Raw genomic sequence first — 14,577 nt, 5'->3', positions numbered from 1 at the left:
TCAACGCGGAGCCGGCGATGCGAAGCGCCGGCCAGGCGCGTATAATGCGTTCCTCATCGAAGCCGTGAGCAGGCCGCAGACTTTCCAGGAGCGCATCGCCAACCATGTCAGCATCCCGTGACGCGAGCCGTCCCGCCACGCCGGTGGCACGCTACCGCGCCGACCTCGAACGTGACGACTTCCAGTATGATCCGGCCCAGGAACGGGCCGTCGAGCATCTGCAGCGGCTCTTTGATGAACTGGTGGCCAGGCCCCGCACCCGGCCGCGCGCGGTGCTCGGCGGCAAGGGGCTGAAGTCGCGCGTGGCGGGGCTGTTCGGGCGTCGGGAGGAGACGCCGGAGCCGGCGTTGCCCGAGGTCGCCGGCCTCTACTTCTGGGGGGGCGTGGGGCGTGGCAAGACCTACCTGGTCGATACCTTCCACGAGACCCTGCCCTTTCCCGACAAGATGCGTACCCACTTCCATCGCTTCATGCAGCGGGTGCACAACGAGCTCGAGCACTACAAGGGCGAGAAGAACCCCCTCAAGCTGATTGCCGCCAAGTTCGCCGCCGAGACCCGGGTGATCTGCTTCGACGAGTTCTTCGTCAAGGACATCACCGATGCCATGATCCTGGCCAACCTGCTCGAGGCGCTCTTCGAGCACGGCGTGGTGCTGGTGGCGACCTCCAACATCGTGCCCGACGACCTCTACAGGGACGGCCTGCAGCGGGCCCGCTTCCTGCCGGCGATCGACCTGCTCAAGCGCCACTGCGAGGTGGTCAACGTCGATTCCGGCATCGACTATCGCCTGCGGGCCCTGGAGCGGGCCGAGATATTCCATGCCCCGCTCGATACCACCGCCGAGCGGGAACTCGCCCGCAGCTTCCGCGAGATCGCCGGCCACGAGGGGGAGGGGGGCGTGCCCATCGAGATCAACCATCGGGTGCTGCACACCCGGCGCCTCCATGACGACGTGGTGTGGTTCGAGTTCCGCGAGCTGTGCGACGGGCCGCGTAGCCAGAACGACTACATCGAGCTGGCCCGCGAATACCACACGGTGCTGGTCTCCAACGTGACCCGCATGAGCGGCGCCACCGACGACCAGGCGCGGCGTTTCATCAACATGGTCGATGAGTTCTATGATCGCGGTGTCAAGCTGCTGATGTCCGCCGAGGTGCCGGCCGAGCAGCTCTATGTCGATGGCCGCCTCGAGTTCGAGTTCCAGCGTACCCTTTCACGGCTCCAGGAGATGCAGTCCCACGAGTACCTGGCGCTACCCCACAAGCCCTGACCCGGCTTCGCCGGGAGCTGTAAGCCTTAAGCTGGAAGCTGGAAGAAAAATCTTGATTCAGATGCCGGAGGCAAGAGTCTGGCTTCGAGCTTCGAGCTTCGAGCTTCGAGCTTCGAGCTTCGAGCTTCGAGCTTCAAGCAGTTGGCAGCCAGCCCGCAGCCCGCAGCCCGCAGCTCTTCCCTTGCCCGCCGCGTGTCGTGTAGAATGCGCGCTCGCTCGACCGTTGCGCCGTCTCTGCGAGGCGGGCAACCAAGAAGAATAGGGATGGTCCCATGCCGGGCGCTCCGGCGGCAGGACCCAATACATCGATCTGGTGATTCATCCATGAAGACGTTCACTGCCAAACCGCAGTCCGTCCAGCGCGACTGGTACGTCGTCGACGCCACGGACAAGACGCTCGGCCGTCTGGCCACCGAAATCGCTCGTCGCCTGCGCGGCAAGCACAAGCCGGAATTCACCCCGCATGTCGACACCGGCGACTACATCGTCGTGATCAATGCCGAGAAGGTGAAGGTCACCGGCAACAAGGCCAGGGCCAAGACCTATTATCGCCACACCGGTTATCCCGGAGGCCTGCGCTCCATGACCTTCGACAAGCTGGTCGAGCACGCGCCGGAGCGCATCATCGAGTCCGCCGTCAAGGGCATGCTGCCGAAGGGTCCCCTGGGTCGTGCCATGTATTCCAAGCTCAAGGTCTATGCCGGCACCGAGCATCCGCATGCTGCCCAGCAGCCGCAAGAACTGAACATCTGAGGGAGTCTTCGCCATGACACAGCAGTATTACGGAACCGGGCGCCGCAAGACCTCTACCGCCCGCGTCTTCATGAAGCCGGGCACCGGCAAGATCACCGTCAACAACCACGAGCTGGACCAGTACTTCGGTCGTGTCACCGGTCGCATGGTGGTCCGCCAGCCGCTGGAGCTGACCGACACCCTGAACCAGTTCGATGTCTTCGTCACCGTCAAGGGGGGTGGTGGTTCGTCCCAGGCCGGTGCCATCCGTCACGGCATCACTCGCGCCCTGATGGTGTACAACGAGGACTTCCGCGGCCAACTGCGTGAAGCGGGCTACGTCACCCGTGACGCCCGCCAGGTCGAGCGCAAGAAGGTGGGTCTGCGCAAGGCACGTCGCCGTCCGCAGTTCTCCAAGCGTTAAGCGGTCGCTGCTGCGAGAAAAACGCCCGGGTCCCATGACCTGGGCGTTTTTTTGTTCCTGATCAATAAATTGTCGCCGTTTTTCCACCTTGGTCAAGGGGCTTGTCCTTGTGCGGGGCGATACGATTTCTTAACATAGTGCGCATTTGATATCCGTGGTCGCGGGACGCTCTACTGCCCGTGATGGAACAACGGGTAAGCTGATGGGAGAAACCTGAAATGGCAGACAACGGCGTGAACAAGGGTCGGCGCCGTTTCCTCGTGGGTGCCACCACCGTTGTGGGTGCGGTGGGTGCCGTCGGGGTAGCGGTCCCCTTTGTGGCTTCCTGGCAGCCCAGTGCCAGGGCAAGGGCGGCGGGTGCGCCGGTACGAGCCGATATCTCCAAGCTCGAACCGGGTCAGCGCATGACCGTGGAGTGGCGGGGCAAGCCGGTATGGGTCATCAATCGCACGCCGGAGATGATCGAGCTGACCGAGGGGCTGGATGCCTCGCGACTGGCTGATCCGGATTCCGACGTCCCGCAGCAGCCCGGTTATGTTACCGGCGCGTTGCGCTCCATCAAGCCCGAGATCGGCGTGATCATCGGTATCTGCACCCACCTGGGCTGCTCTCCGCTCTTTCGCCCCGAGCCCGATGCCGAGGGAGTCGGTGTCGATGATTGGCCGGGCGGTTTCTTCTGTCCTTGCCATGGTTCCCGCTTCGACCTGGCAGGGCGGGTGTTTCGCAACGTGCCGGCCCCGACCAACCTCGAGGTGCCGCCGTATCGCTTCGAGAGTGACGAGATCATCGTCGTCGGCGAAGATGAGGAGACTGCCTGATGGGTAACCCGAACAAAGCCAAGGCGGAGCGCGGGTTCATGCGCTGGGTCGATGACCGCTTTCCCGCCACCCAGATGTGGCAGGAGCATCTGTCCAAGTACTATGCCCCGAAGAACTTCAACTTCTGGTACTTCTTCGGCTCCCTGGCGCTGCTGGTGCTGGTCAACCAGATCCTCACCGGCGTGTGGTTGACCATGAGCTTCAACCCCTCCGCCGAGGGGGCCTTCGCTTCGGTCGAGTACATCATGCGCGACGTGGAGTGGGGATGGCTGATCCGCTACATGCACTCCACCGGGGCCTCGGCGTTCTTCGTGGTCGTCTATCTGCACATGTTCCGCGGCCTGCTCTACGGCTCCTACAAGGCGCCCCGCGAGCTGGTATGGATCTTCGGCATGGCGATCTACCTGGCGCTGATGGCCGAGGCCTTCATGGGCTATCTGCTGCCCTGGGGGCAGATGTCCTACTGGGGGGCCCAGGTCATCATCTCGCTGTTCTCGGCGATTCCGGCCATCGGTCCGGACCTGGCGCAGTGGGTGCGCGGCGACTTCCTGATCTCGGGCATCACCCTGACCCGCTTCTTCGCCCTGCACGTGGTGGCACTGCCCATCGTGATCCTGGCGCTGGTGGTGCTGCATATCATCGCCCTGCACGAAGTCGGCTCCAACAACCCGGACGGCATCGACATCAAGGCCAAGAAGGACGAGACCGGCAAGCCGCTCGACGGCATCCCCTTCCATCCCTACTACTCGGTCAAGGACCTGGTCGGGGTGGCCGTGTTCCTGTTCGTCTTCGCGGTGGTGATCTTCTACTTCCCGGAGGGTGGCGGCTACTTCATCGAGAAGCCGAACTTCGAGCCTGCCAACCCGTTGAAGACCCCCGACCACATTGCACCGGTGTGGTACTTCACGCCCTTCTACGCGATCCTGCGCGCCATCACCTTCTCGCTATTCGGGCTCGACGCCAAGTTCCTCGGCGTGGTGTGCATGGGCGCGGCCATTGCGGTGCTCTTCGTGCTGCCCTGGCTCGACCGCAGCCCGGTGCGATCGATGCGCTACAAGGGCTGGATGTCCAAGGTGATGCTGGCCCTGTTCGCGATCAGTTTCGTGATCCTCGGCGTGCTCGGGGTGTTGCCGGTCACCGAGGGGCGCACCCTGCTGTCCCAGGTGTGTACCGTCATCTATTTCGCCTTCTTCCTGCTGATGCCGTTCTATACCCGGCTGGAGAAGACCAAACCCGTTCCGGAGAGGGTGACTGGCTAATGAAAAAGCAACTGTTCGCACTGCTCTTCGCGCTGGTGCCCTTCACGGCCATGGCCGCGGGAGGCGCGAGCGTGCCGTACTCGATGACGCCCGACCTCAAGGACCAGGCGTCACTGCAGAACGGCATGAAGCTCTACGTCAACTACTGCATGGGCTGTCACTCCCTGGAGCACCAGCGTTTCGCCCGTGCCGCCGAGGACCTGGGGATGCCCCAGGACCTGGTCGAGGAGAACCTGATCTTCTCCCCGGCGCTGGCCTTCAACGATCAGATGCACATCGCCATGGACCGCGGCGATGCCGAGAGCTGGTTCGGGGCACCGCCCCCGGACCTGACCCTCGAGGCGCGTCTGCGTGGCACCGACTGGATCTACTCCTACCTGCTGAGCTTCTACAAGGACCCCAGCACCGGCACCGGCGTCAACAATGCCGTCTTCGATCTGGTGGCGATGCCCAATGTGCTCGAGCCGTTGCAGGGCGTGCAGGAGAAGGTGTGCGCCGAGAGCGACCATCCCATCGACGGTGCCGAACTCGACCCCCTGACCGGCAAGTACCAATCCTGCGAGGTCCTGCAGGTGACCCAGCCCGGCGCGATGGAGCCCGACGAGTTCGAGGAGGCGGTCTATGACCTGACCAACTTCCTGGCCTACGTCGGCGAGCCGTCCAAGCTGCAGGCCCAGGCCCTGGCGCCCAAGGTGCTGATCTTCATCTTCATCTTCGGTGTCATTGCCTACCTGCTCAAGCGCGAGTACTGGCGCGACATCCACTGATCCGTCGCCGGCGGAGATGACCGGGGCGCGTGGCCGAGGGCCATGCGCCCCTTTGGTTTGCAAAAGGTGGTTTGCGTAAGGTGGTGTGTCCGATCCCCCGGGGAGCGGGCGCCCGATGGCCCCTCAAGGTGGGGGTTGTCGTGTTATCATTCCGGTTCGAACTGATGCGAGGATTGTTTCATGGGTGTAGTGGCCAAGCGGTCGTCGATGATCTTCTACTCCGGGGGCGATGACCACTTCAGTCATCGCGTACGCATCGTGCTCGCCGAGAAGGGCGTGGCGGTGGATATCGTCGAGGTCACCGACGAGCAACACCCCGCGGAGCTCGCCGACCTCAACCCCTACAACAGCGTCCCCACGCTGCTGGACCGGGACCTGGTGCTCTACGAATCCAAGGTGATGATGGAGTACCTGGACGAACGCTTCCCGCATCCGCCGCTGCTGCCGGTCTATCCGGTGGCCCGGGCACAGAGCCGGCTGTGGATGCATCGCATCGAGCGTGAGTGGTGCCCGCTGGTCGACCAGATCCTCGGCGCGCCCAGGAAGGAGGCCGAGAAGGCGCGCAAGGAGCTGCGCGAGAGCCTGATCGGCATCTCGCCGATCTTCGAGGACATGCCGTTCTTCATGAGCGAGGAGTTCACCCTGGTCGACTGCTGCCTGGCTCCCATTCTCTGGCGCCTGCCCGTGCTGGGCATCGAGTTGCCGGAGATGCAGATCAAGCCGCTGGCCAGCTACATGGAGCGGGTGTTCGGCCGCGAGGGCTTCAAGGCCGCGCTGAGCGAAAGCGAGCGTGAGATGCGTCCCTGAACACGAACCTTGGCCCGCGGGCCGGGGTTCCCCAATGCAGGAGGGCAAAGATGATGCAATCGAGTCGCCCCTATCTCGCCAGGGCCCTGTATCAGTGGTTGCTGGATAACGAGCTCACCCCCTACATCGTCGTCGATGCCGAGCAGCCGGGCGTCGAGGTGCCGCGTCAATTCGTGCAGAACGGCCAGATCGTGCTCAACATGGCGCCCACCGCGGTGCGGGATCTCTTCATGGAGAACGAGGCGCTGGGGTTCAGCGCCCGTTTCGGCGGCCAGCCGATGCGCATCATGGTGCCGATCTCGGCGCTGGTGGCGATCTATGCACGCGAGAACGGCGTGGGCATGGTGTTCGGCCACGAGCCCGTCATGCCGATGGCGCCGGAGCCGGCCGGGGTCGAGGAGCCGGCGCTTTCCGGTGTCGATGCCGAGGAACCGGGTGACGATCCGGAGGCGGGGAAGTCGCGGTCGAAGGAGGGTGCCGACGGCGAGACCCCACCTCGCAAGGGGCGTCCCTCGCTGCGGGTCATCAAGTGATCCGGCGACGCGGGAGGCAAACGAGAAACGGCAGGCCGGGGCCTGCCGTTTCTCGTTCCGGTAGGGTAAGACTCAATCGATGTAGTCGAACACCTTGACGATGCGTTGCACGCCACCGATTCGGGACACCGCCTCGACGATGCGATCGGCCTCGGCACGGCTGACGATGCCCATCAGGTAGACGCTGGCGTTCTCGGTGATCACCCGGATGCGCCCCGAGTCGATCGACTCGTTGCTGGCCAGGTTGGTGCGGATGCGAGTGTTCACCCAGGTGTCGGAGAGGCGCTGGCTGGCCGGCAGGTTGGCGGCCACGGTCAGCTCGTTGTGCACTTCACGCACGTTGCGTACCTCGCCGGCGATGTCGGTTGCCATCTGCCTGAGCTCTTCGCTGGGTGCCTGGCCGGTCAGCAGCACCACGCCGTTGTAGGCATCGACATTGATGCGGGCGTCGCCCAGACGGGCATCGGTGCGCCGCAGGTTGTGACTGATCTTGGTCTCGATGCTTTCGTCCTCGACCTTGGTGCCGAGGGTGCGCTCGCGGTAGTTCTCGTCGATGGTGCCGGGGTGGGTGACACCGGTGACGGCGGTGCAGCCGGCGAGCCCGAGCGCCAGGGTCAGCAGAAGGGGGGTGAACAGGGACTTCTTGGTCATGGGAGTTACTCGCTTGCGCCGAAGAGTTGTTCGTCGATCAGGTCGCACAGGCAGTGGATCACCAGCAGGTGAACCTCCTGGATGCGGGCGGTGGAAGTGGCCGGCACGCGGATCTCGCAGTCGTCCTGGCCGAGCAGGGAGGCCATGTTGCCGCCGTCGCGGCCGGTGAGGGCCACCACCGTCATGTCGCGGTCGTGGGCCGCCTGGATCGCCTGGATCACGTTGGCGGAGTTGCCGCTGGTGGAGATCGCCAGCAGGATGTCGCCGGGCTGGCCCAGGGCGCGTACCTGCTTGGAGAAGACCTCGTTATAGCTGTAGTCGTTGGCGATGGAGGTCAGGGTCGAGGTGTCGGTGGTCAGGGCCAGGGCGGGCAGGCTCGGACGCTCGCGCTCGAAGCGGTTGAGGAGTTCGGAGGAGAAGTGCTGGCTGTCGCCGGCGCTGCCACCGTTGCCGCAGGCGAGGATCTTCCCTTCGCTGACAAGGCACTGCACCATCATCTGGCTGGCTACCTCGATGAAGGGCGGCAGCACTTCACTGGCGTAGGTCTTGGTGTCGATGCTGGCATTGAAGTGGCCGAGAATTCGCTGCTGGAAATCCATGCTGGGTTCCTGGTCCTTTTAGCAGTTTGGCGTGGCCGGTCAGAACGCGTCGAAGGCACCCTGTACCCACAGGAAGTCGAGGGCCGGGGCCTGGCCGGTCACGGCCAGCACGTCGAAGCGGCAGGGACATGATAGCCCGTTGCGCTGGAGATAAAAACGCGCCGCCCGGATCAGGCGGCGCTGCTTGGCGGCGGTGACGGTCTCGAGCGGGTGGCCGTGACGGGTGTCGGCGCGGTGACGAACCTCGACGAACACCAGCACCTCGCCGTCGCGCATCACCAGGTCGATCTCGCCGCCCTTGGCGTGCTGGTTGCTCGCCTCGAGGTCGAGCCCCTGGTCGACCAGCCAGGCCGCGGCGAGGCGCTCGACGGCGCCGCCGCGGGCCCGGGCATCACGGGGACTCGCCATCACCATCGCCATTCGAGCCGAGATCGAAGAGCCCCGGGATCAGGATGGGCTGTGGCACGCCATTCGTGAAGCGTGCCCAGGGCAGCTGGCGCTGGATGCGGCCATCGTCCCGCAGGCGCAGGGTGCCGGTGGCGCCGAACAGCTCGCTGTCCGGTAGGGCCTGGAACTGCGGCAGGCGGCGCGCAAGCTCATAGGCATCGACCCCCATGGCCATCAGTCGGAACAGGGCCGGGTCGGACTCCTCGCGCAGCTGGCGGTAGCTGGTCGTGAAGGGCAGGGCGTCCTCGCCGCCCACCGCGGCATCGGGAATCTGCCAGGGGATGTCGATGAACTGGACATCGTCGAGGTCGTGGTCCAGCCGCGGCTGCAGGCGTCCCTCGAAGAGATGCGAGGTGGCGTAGATCGGCAGCTCGCCGGCGTAGTAGTAGTCCAGGGTCGGGGGGACCTGGCGCGCGAACTCGGGCAGGGCGAGCAGGAACAGCATGTCGATGTCACCCAGCCGCGCGTGCTCGCCGCTCACGCGCAGTGCCGGGCGCACCGCATTGGCGACGCTGCTCTCCGGGTCGTAGCGCACGGCATTGGTGACCTCGCCGCCGCGCTCGCGCCACTCGTTCCAGAAGGCTTCGCCGACCCGGCGGCCCCAGTCGTTGTCCGGCACCATCAGCACCGCCTGGCGGTGGCCGTCCTGCCAGGCGCGGCGCGCCGACTGGCGTGCCTCGTCCTCGGCGGAGAGGCCGTACTGGAAGAGCCCCCGGGCCCGGTTGCGCTCGCCATGACCATAGTTGAGGGCCAGGGTCGGCAGCGGCACGCTGTCGAGGTTCTCGAGCTCGGTGACCTGGTCCTTGTCGAGCGGACCGATCACCACTTGGGCGCCGCGATTCTCGGCCTCGCGATAGAGGGCCGCAAGGTCACTGTTGCTGGCGTCGATGAAGCTCAGACGGGCGCTGCTGCCGCCGTCGGCGGCGTTGAGGTGGTGGGTGCGCATGCCCTCGCGAATGGCGCCGGCGACGCCGGACAGCGGGCCCGATTCGGGCAGGAAGACGGCGATGTGGTCGACCTCCATCCCGCGCAGCTCGCGCAGGGCCAGCAGGTCGGCGGGCAGCCGCCGTGCGGCGGGATGCCGGGGGTGGCCCGCACGCCAGTCGTCGAGGCGGCCGAACAGGCGCTCCAGGTCGCCGGCACTGCTGCGGGCCAGCTCGGCCAGGGCCAGCCAGCCCAGGGTGAGATCGTCGGCGCCGTCGCGCAGAGCCGAGAGCTCGCGTCCATCGAGACGCGAGAGGGCCTTCCAGATCGGGTCGTTGAGTGCCTCCCGGCCGGTGTCGGCCTGGGCGCGCAGCAGCGCCTCGGCGGCAGCGCCGGGTTCGTCGACCTCGAGCAGGGCCAGGCCCATGCGCCGGCGCAGGGTGTCGGCCTGGTCGCGTGAGAGGTCGAGGGCGTCGAGGTCCTGTCCGGCCCGGATCACCGCCCAGGGGTCGTCGAGTTCCTCGCCGAGCCGTGACAGCAGCAGTGCCCAGCGCACCCTGGCCCGGCCGGGTAGCAGGCCATCGTCGATGTCGCCGGCGATCTCGAGTGCCTGGGGGCGATCGCCCTGGCGTGCTAGGATGTCGGCCGCTTCGAGCCGGGTGAGGGCGGCCTGTTCCGGGGCCTGCTGCTGGGCCTGTGCGAGCAGGCGCCCGGGATCGTCGTCGGGCATGCGCTCGACGATGCCGGGCCGGTAGGCACAGCCGGCCAGGAACAGTGCCAGGAGCGCGGCGGCCAGGGGGCCGCGGGGCATTTTCCGCATGAATTCATCCTTGTCCTGAAAGCGCCAGGGGAGCCGAGATGTCTGACTCGAGTATGGGCACATTGTACGTGGTCGCCACGCCGATTGGGAATCTGGAGGATCTGAGTCCTCGTGCCGCCAGGGTGCTGGGTGAGGTGGCACTGATCGCCGCCGAGGACACCCGGCACAGTGGCCGGCTGTTGCGATACCTCGGGCTCTCGGTGCCGATGCTCTCGCTGCATGAGCACAACGAGTCGGCCCGGGTCGCCCAGCTCGATGCGCGGCTTGCCGGCGGTGACTCGATCGCCCTGATCAGCGATGCCGGTACGCCATTGATCAGCGATCCGGGCTTCGTGCTGGTTCGCGAGTTGCGTGCCCGCGGACGACGCATCGTGCCGGTGCCGGGGCCCTGTGCCCTGGTGGCGGCGCTCTCTGCGGCGGGGTTGCCCACCGACCGCTTCCTGTTCCAGGGCTTCCTGCCGGCGAAGGGCGGCGGGCGTCGCGGCCGGCTGGAGGCCCTGGCGGGCCATGAGGAGACCCTGGTCTTCTACGAGTCGCCCCATCGCATCCGCGACACCCTGGCCGACCTCGGCACTTGCCTGGGCGATCGCCGGCTGGTGTTGGCCCGGGAACTGACCAAGACCTTCGAGACCTTCCTCGACGGTACGGCGGCCGAGCTGCTCGAGCGCCTGGCGACCGACCCGGACCAGGCCCGCGGCGAGTTCGTGATCATGGTGGCCGGTGCCGCGCCCCGCGACGACGGCGACACCGCCGCGGTGGACGCCGACGCCCTGCTCGGGGCGATGCTGGCCGAGGGGGTGGGGGTCAAGCAGGTCGCGGCGGTGGCGTCCCGGGTGCTGGGGGGCGCCAAGAAGACCTGGTATGCCCGCGCCCTGGTATTAAAAGAGAGAAGCCAGCCGTAACTGATCAAGGCTTTCCGGCGGCAGGTCTACGAGGGGGCGCTGTGAACCCTTCCCTGGGCGCTACCGATGCCATCCCTGGCATAGGCCCCCCTCTACGACCTGCCCCCGTCGCCTCTCGCGTCCAACCAGCAGTGGCAACGCTTCCATTGCACCGGGGTTGTTGAGGGGGTGGCGAGGCGCTGGTATGCTTGCCGCGGGAGTTGGCCAGGCAGTCGCCGCCGGCCCGGTTCTCGGATCGGGCCAGGGGAGGAAAGTCCGGGCTCCACAGGGCAGAGTGCCAGGTAATGCCTGGGCGGCGTGAGCCGACGGAAAGTGCAGCAGAGAGCAGACCGCCTACGTCTCCTTCGGGAGGCCGGCAAGGGTGAAAGGGTGCGGTAAGAGCGCACCGCGCGCCTGGCAACAGTGCGTGGCAAGGTAAACCCCACTCGGAGCAAGACCAAATAGGAACCCCATGGCGTGGCCCGCGTCGGGTTCGGGTAGGTTGCTCGAGGGTCGTGGTGACGCGGCCCCTAGATGAATGACTGTCCACGACAGAACCCGGCTTATCGGCCGACTCCCACTCGCGAATCCTGTCGTCGCGTCCGTCCCCCTCCAGCTTGCCGATCGAGAAGCGCATGCCGTCACCCGCTCCTGAACACGCCTCCCGCGGTTTTCGCCATGCCAGCGTGCTGCTCGATGGCGCCGTCGCTGCCCTGGTCCATGAACCGCGCGGCATCTACCTGGACGGCACCTTCGGGCGCGGCGGCCACTCCCGGGCCATTCTGGCCCGGTTGGCCCCGGAAGGGCGCCTGTTGGCCATCGATCGCGACCCCCAGGCGATCGCCGCAGCGTCCGCCATCGACGATCCACGCTTCACCATCGAGCAGGGCGAGTTCGCCCGTCTCGACGAGATCGCCGATCGCCATGGCCTGCACGGCCGGCTGGCCGGCATCCTGCTCGACGTCGGCGTCTCCTCGCCCCAGCTCGACGATCCCGAACGCGGCTTCAGCTTCCTGCGCGACGGTCCGTTGGACATGCGCATGGATCCGACCCGCGGCGAGAGTGCCGCCGGCTGGCTGGCCCGGGCCAAGGAGGCCGAGCTCGCCCGGGTCTTCAAGGCCTACGGCGAGGAGCGCTTCGCCCGGCGTCTGGCCAGGGCCATCGTCGCGCGTCGCACCGAGCGGCCCTTCACGCGCACGACCGACCTCGCCGAGGTGGTCAAGGCCGCCCACCCCGCCTGGGAGAAGGGGCGGCACCCGGCGACCCGCGTCTTCCAGGCGCTGCGCATCCAGGTCAACGGCGAGCTCGAGCAACTGGATGCCGCCCTGGAGGCGGCGCTGGAGGCACTGGCCCCGGGCGGCCACCTGGTGGTGATCAGTTTCCACTCGCTGGAGGATCGGCGGGTCAAGCGCTTCATTCGCCGGCATGTGCGTGGCGATACCCATTTGCCGCGCGGCGTGCCGGTCCGCGACGACCAGCTCGAGCGCCGCCTGGAGGCCCTGGGCAAGGCGCAGCGCCCGACGGCCGCCGAGGTCGAGGACAACCCCCGTGCCCGCAGTGCGGTGATGCGCGTGGCACGCAAGCGGCACTGAGGAGGCGTCATGGTCCAGGGACGACCCGCGACGGCATCCGCTTTCGGCTGGCTGAAGGCCAGGTCGAGTCTGCTGCTGGTCACCACCCTGCTGGTGGTGGCCTGTCTGGCCAGTGCCCTGGCGGTGATCGCCGCCAGCCACCTGACCCGCGAGCAGTATGGCCGCCTGCAGCAGCTCGAGCGTGAGCAGCAGCAGCTGCAGACCGAGTGGGGACAGCTACTGCTCGAGGAGAGTGCCTGGTCGTCGCCGGCCCGTATCGAGCGCCTCGCCGTGGAGCGTCTGGAGATGCGTCTGCCCGCCGTCGACGAGGTCGAGGTGATCCGGCCATGAGCACCGAGGTGCGCAGCGGCGTGACGCCGCGTCGACCGCCCCCCATGGCGCCCCTGGGGGGAGTGCGCTACGGCCTGATTCTGCTGCTGGTGGTGATCGGTCTCGGCCTGCTGGCCGGCCGCATCGTCATCCTGCACGTGGTCGATCGCCCCTTCCTGCAGGGGCAGGGCGATGCCCGCACCCTGCGTACCGACACCATTCCCGCCCACCGGGGGATGATCACCGACCGCAACGGCGAGCCGCTGGCGATCTCCACGCCAGTGGTGACGCTCTGGGCCAACCCCCAGGACCTGCCCGCCGATGACATCCAGCGACTGATGCTGGCGCGGGCGCTGGGGATGGAACTCGATGCCCTCAACGAGCGCATCGGGCGCTACAGCGAACGCGAGTTCATGTACCTGCGGCGGCAGATGACGCCGGAGGCGGCCCAGCGGGTGCTGGGGCTGCGGATTCCCGGTGTCTATGCCCAGGACGAGTACAAGCGCTACTACCCGGCCGGCGAAGTCACCGCCCAGCTGCTGGGGGTGACCAATGTCGACGATGCCGGCCAGGAGGGGCTGGAGCTCGCCTACCAGCCCCACCTCGCCGGCACGCCCGGTCAGCGGCGGGTGCTCAAGGATCGTCGCGGCCGCCTGGTGCGTGACCTGCAACTGCTGCGCGAGGCGCGGCCCGGCGGCGACCTCACGCTCTCGATCGACCAGCGGCTGCAGTACATGGCCTACCGTGAGCTCAAGGCCGTGGTGGCCGAGCACGAGGCAGATGGCGGCGTGGTGGTGATGATGGATGCTCGCACCGGCGAGGTGCTGGCCATGGCCAACCAGCCCTCCTACAACCCCAACAACCGTGCCGGTCTCGACCCTCGGGGGCTGCGCAACCAGGCCATCGTCGATGTCTACGAGCCGGGGTCGGTCATGAAGCCGCTGGCGATGGCCGCCATGCTCCAGACCGGTGACGTGCCGCTGGATACGGTGGTCGATACCTCGCCGGGCTGGATGGTCATCGACCGCTTCACCATCAAGGACATCCGCAATTACGGCAAGCTGACCCTGTCCGGCATTCTCGAGAAGTCCTCCAATATCGGCATGTCCAAGCTTGTGCTGCGCCTGGAGGACCCCGTGGTGCCGGCCACCTATCGAGCCCTCGGGCTAGGACAGAGCCCCGGCACTGGTTTTCCCGGCGAGGCCACCGGCAGCATCCCGGCCCCGGTGCGCTGGTCGAGCAGCCAGTGGGCGGCCCTCTCCTATGGCTACGGCCTGTCGGTCTCGGCACTGCAGCTGGCCAGTGCCTTCACGGCCATTGCCAACGACGGTCGACGCCTGCCGCCCTCGCTGCTCAAGCTCGGCCAGTCGCCGGCCGGCGAGCCGGTCATCGACCCGGGCGTGGCCCGGCAGATACTGGGGATGATGGATCAGGTCGTCGAGCCCGGCACCGGCGCCCGTCAGGCGCTGGTGCCGGGCTATCGGGTCGCCGGCAAGACGGGGACCGTGCGCAAGACCGATGCCGGCGGGTATCAGGAGAAGGCCTACCGCAGCCTGTTCGTCGGTATCGCCCCCGTCTCGGATCCGCGCATCGTTACCGTGGTGATGATCGATCACCCCCGTGGCGAGGAGTACTACGGCGGCGCCGTGGCGGCCCCGGTCTTCTCGCGGGTGGCCGGCAATGCCCTGCGCCTGCTGGACGTGCCACCGGATGCCCGGGACCCGGAATCATGAGCGCAAGCCC

General features: G+C 66.9%; 16 protein-coding genes and 1 other RNA gene. 13 read left to right on the top strand and 4 right to left on the bottom strand.

Annotated features, from left to right (window positions below):
* Window positions 1–104 precede the first annotated feature (104 nt).
* The 8 genes from zapE to CR157_RS01860 all read left to right on the top strand — a co-directional run bounded on the left by zapE (window position 105) and on the right by CR157_RS01860 (window position 6,611).
* Window positions 105–1,271 (top strand): cell division protein ZapE, encoded by a 1,167-nt coding sequence (gene zapE, locus CR157_RS01900; RefSeq protein ID WP_110281846.1) that lies wholly within the window; start codon window positions 105–107, stop codon window positions 1,269–1,271.
* Between the two features lie 324 nt (window positions 1,272–1,595).
* A complete protein-coding gene (gene rplM / locus CR157_RS01890) occupies window positions 1,596–2,024 on the top strand; it encodes a 50S ribosomal protein L13 (RefSeq protein ID WP_110281844.1) in 429 nt (142 codons plus the stop codon).
* A 13-nt stretch (window positions 2,025–2,037) separates the two neighbouring features.
* Entirely contained in the window at window positions 2,038–2,427 is a 390-nt protein-coding gene (gene rpsI / locus CR157_RS01885) for a 30S ribosomal protein S9 (protein WP_110281843.1), read from the top strand.
* A gap of 218 nt (window positions 2,428–2,645) precedes the next feature.
* On the top strand, window positions 2,646–3,245 hold the full coding sequence (gene petA / locus CR157_RS01880; protein ID WP_110281842.1) for a ubiquinol-cytochrome c reductase iron-sulfur subunit: 600 nt from the start codon (window positions 2,646–2,648) through the stop codon (window positions 3,243–3,245).
* Window positions 3,245–4,504, top strand: a complete 1,260-nt coding sequence (locus tag CR157_RS01875; protein WP_110281841.1) for a cytochrome b — start codon at window positions 3,245–3,247, stop codon at window positions 4,502–4,504. Before petA ends, CR157_RS01875 begins: the two co-directional genes overlap by 1 nt.
* Window positions 4,504–5,271 carry a cytochrome c1 gene (locus tag CR157_RS01870; RefSeq protein ID WP_110281840.1) on the top strand — a complete coding sequence of 256 codons (768 nt, stop codon included), beginning with the start codon at window positions 4,504–4,506 and terminating at the stop codon, window positions 5,269–5,271. Before CR157_RS01875 ends, CR157_RS01870 begins: the two co-directional genes overlap by 1 nt.
* A gap of 180 nt (window positions 5,272–5,451) precedes the next feature.
* On the top strand, window positions 5,452–6,078 hold the full coding sequence (locus CR157_RS01865; protein WP_110281839.1) for a glutathione S-transferase N-terminal domain-containing protein: 627 nt from the start codon (window positions 5,452–5,454) through the stop codon (window positions 6,076–6,078).
* 53 nt (window positions 6,079–6,131) lie between these two features.
* A complete protein-coding gene (locus tag CR157_RS01860) occupies window positions 6,132–6,611 on the top strand; it encodes a ClpXP protease specificity-enhancing factor (RefSeq protein WP_110282789.1) in 480 nt (159 codons plus the stop codon).
* Window positions 6,612–6,683: 72 nt separating this feature from the next.
* Here the strand turns inward: CR157_RS01860 and CR157_RS01855 are convergent, their stop codons facing one another.
* The 4 genes from CR157_RS01855 to CR157_RS01840 are packed head-to-tail and all read right to left on the bottom strand — an operon-like array spanning window position 6,684 to window position 10,052.
* Window positions 6,684–7,262, bottom strand: coding sequence for a BON domain-containing protein (locus CR157_RS01855; RefSeq protein WP_110281838.1), 579 nt, complete (start codon window positions 7,260–7,262; stop codon window positions 6,684–6,686).
* 5 nt (window positions 7,263–7,267) lie between these two features.
* Entirely contained in the window at window positions 7,268–7,861 is a 594-nt protein-coding gene (locus CR157_RS01850) for a phosphoheptose isomerase (RefSeq protein ID WP_110281837.1), read from the bottom strand.
* Window positions 7,862–7,900: 39 nt separating this feature from the next.
* Complete coding sequence (locus CR157_RS01845) at window positions 7,901–8,269, bottom strand: YraN family protein (protein WP_110282788.1); 369 nt, start codon at window positions 8,267–8,269, stop codon at window positions 7,901–7,903.
* Window positions 8,253–10,052: a penicillin-binding protein activator gene (locus CR157_RS01840; protein WP_110281836.1), complete on the bottom strand. Its 1,800-nt coding sequence runs from the start codon at window positions 10,050–10,052 to the stop codon at window positions 8,253–8,255. Before CR157_RS01840 ends, CR157_RS01845 begins: the two co-directional genes overlap by 17 nt.
* A gap of 38 nt (window positions 10,053–10,090) precedes the next feature.
* On the opposite strand from CR157_RS01840, the gene rsmI reads away from it, so the two are divergent.
* From rsmI to CR157_RS01815, 5 genes are all read left to right on the top strand, one after another.
* Entirely contained in the window at window positions 10,091–10,954 is an 864-nt protein-coding gene (rsmI, locus tag CR157_RS01835) for a 16S rRNA (cytidine(1402)-2'-O)-methyltransferase (RefSeq protein ID WP_110281835.1), read from the top strand.
* 196 nt (window positions 10,955–11,150) lie between these two features.
* Window positions 11,151–11,515, top strand: an RNA gene (gene rnpB, locus CR157_RS01830) — RNase P RNA component class A.
* A gap of 53 nt (window positions 11,516–11,568) precedes the next feature.
* Window positions 11,569–12,525 carry a 16S rRNA (cytosine(1402)-N(4))-methyltransferase RsmH gene (rsmH, locus tag CR157_RS01825; RefSeq protein WP_110281834.1) on the top strand — a complete coding sequence of 319 codons (957 nt, stop codon included), beginning with the start codon at window positions 11,569–11,571 and terminating at the stop codon, window positions 12,523–12,525.
* A 9-nt stretch (window positions 12,526–12,534) separates the two neighbouring features.
* Window positions 12,535–12,855 carry a cell division protein FtsL gene (ftsL, locus tag CR157_RS01820; RefSeq protein ID WP_110281833.1) on the top strand — a complete coding sequence of 107 codons (321 nt, stop codon included), beginning with the start codon at window positions 12,535–12,537 and terminating at the stop codon, window positions 12,853–12,855.
* Window positions 12,852–14,567, top strand: coding sequence for a peptidoglycan D,D-transpeptidase FtsI family protein (locus CR157_RS01815; protein WP_110281832.1), 1,716 nt, complete (start codon window positions 12,852–12,854; stop codon window positions 14,565–14,567). Before ftsL ends, CR157_RS01815 begins: the two co-directional genes overlap by 4 nt.
* The last annotated feature ends 10 nt before the right edge of the window (window positions 14,568–14,577 follow it).

Source organism: Halomonas sp. LBP4 (assembly GCF_003202205.1).
Lineage (GTDB): Bacteria > Pseudomonadota > Gammaproteobacteria > Pseudomonadales > Halomonadaceae > Halomonas > Halomonas flagellata.
This window is presented reverse-complemented; position numbering and strand designations above follow the sequence as displayed.

Coding starts and splice junctions, on each gene's coding strand:
- CR157_RS01875 (WP_110281841.1), top strand. CDS start 3,245: ATGGGTAACCCGAACAAAGCCAAGGCGGAGCGCGGGTTCATGCGCTGG.
- rplM (WP_110281844.1), top strand. CDS start 1,596: ATGAAGACGTTCACTGCCAAACCGCAGTCCGTCCAGCGCGACTGGTAC.
- rpsI (WP_110281843.1), top strand. CDS start 2,038: ATGACACAGCAGTATTACGGAACCGGGCGCCGCAAGACCTCTACCGCC.
- CR157_RS01845 (WP_110282788.1), bottom strand. CDS start 8,269: ATGGCGAGTCCCCGTGATGCCCGGGCCCGCGGCGGCGCCGTCGAGCGC.
- CR157_RS01870 (WP_110281840.1), top strand. CDS start 4,504: ATGAAAAAGCAACTGTTCGCACTGCTCTTCGCGCTGGTGCCCTTCACG.
- rsmI (WP_110281835.1), top strand. CDS start 10,091: ATGTCTGACTCGAGTATGGGCACATTGTACGTGGTCGCCACGCCGATT.
- CR157_RS01850 (WP_110281837.1), bottom strand. CDS start 7,861: ATGGATTTCCAGCAGCGAATTCTCGGCCACTTCAATGCCAGCATCGAC.
- petA (WP_110281842.1), top strand. CDS start 2,646: ATGGCAGACAACGGCGTGAACAAGGGTCGGCGCCGTTTCCTCGTGGGT.
- CR157_RS01815 (WP_110281832.1), top strand. CDS start 12,852: ATGAGCACCGAGGTGCGCAGCGGCGTGACGCCGCGTCGACCGCCCCCC.
- CR157_RS01865 (WP_110281839.1), top strand. CDS start 5,452: ATGGGTGTAGTGGCCAAGCGGTCGTCGATGATCTTCTACTCCGGGGGC.
- rsmH (WP_110281834.1), top strand. CDS start 11,569: ATGCCGTCACCCGCTCCTGAACACGCCTCCCGCGGTTTTCGCCATGCC.
- zapE (WP_110281846.1), top strand. CDS start 105: ATGTCAGCATCCCGTGACGCGAGCCGTCCCGCCACGCCGGTGGCACGC.
- CR157_RS01855 (WP_110281838.1), bottom strand. CDS start 7,262: ATGACCAAGAAGTCCCTGTTCACCCCCCTTCTGCTGACCCTGGCGCTC.
- CR157_RS01860 (WP_110282789.1), top strand. CDS start 6,132: ATGCAATCGAGTCGCCCCTATCTCGCCAGGGCCCTGTATCAGTGGTTG.
- CR157_RS01840 (WP_110281836.1), bottom strand. CDS start 10,052: ATGCGGAAAATGCCCCGCGGCCCCCTGGCCGCCGCGCTCCTGGCACTG.
- ftsL (WP_110281833.1), top strand. CDS start 12,535: ATGGTCCAGGGACGACCCGCGACGGCATCCGCTTTCGGCTGGCTGAAG.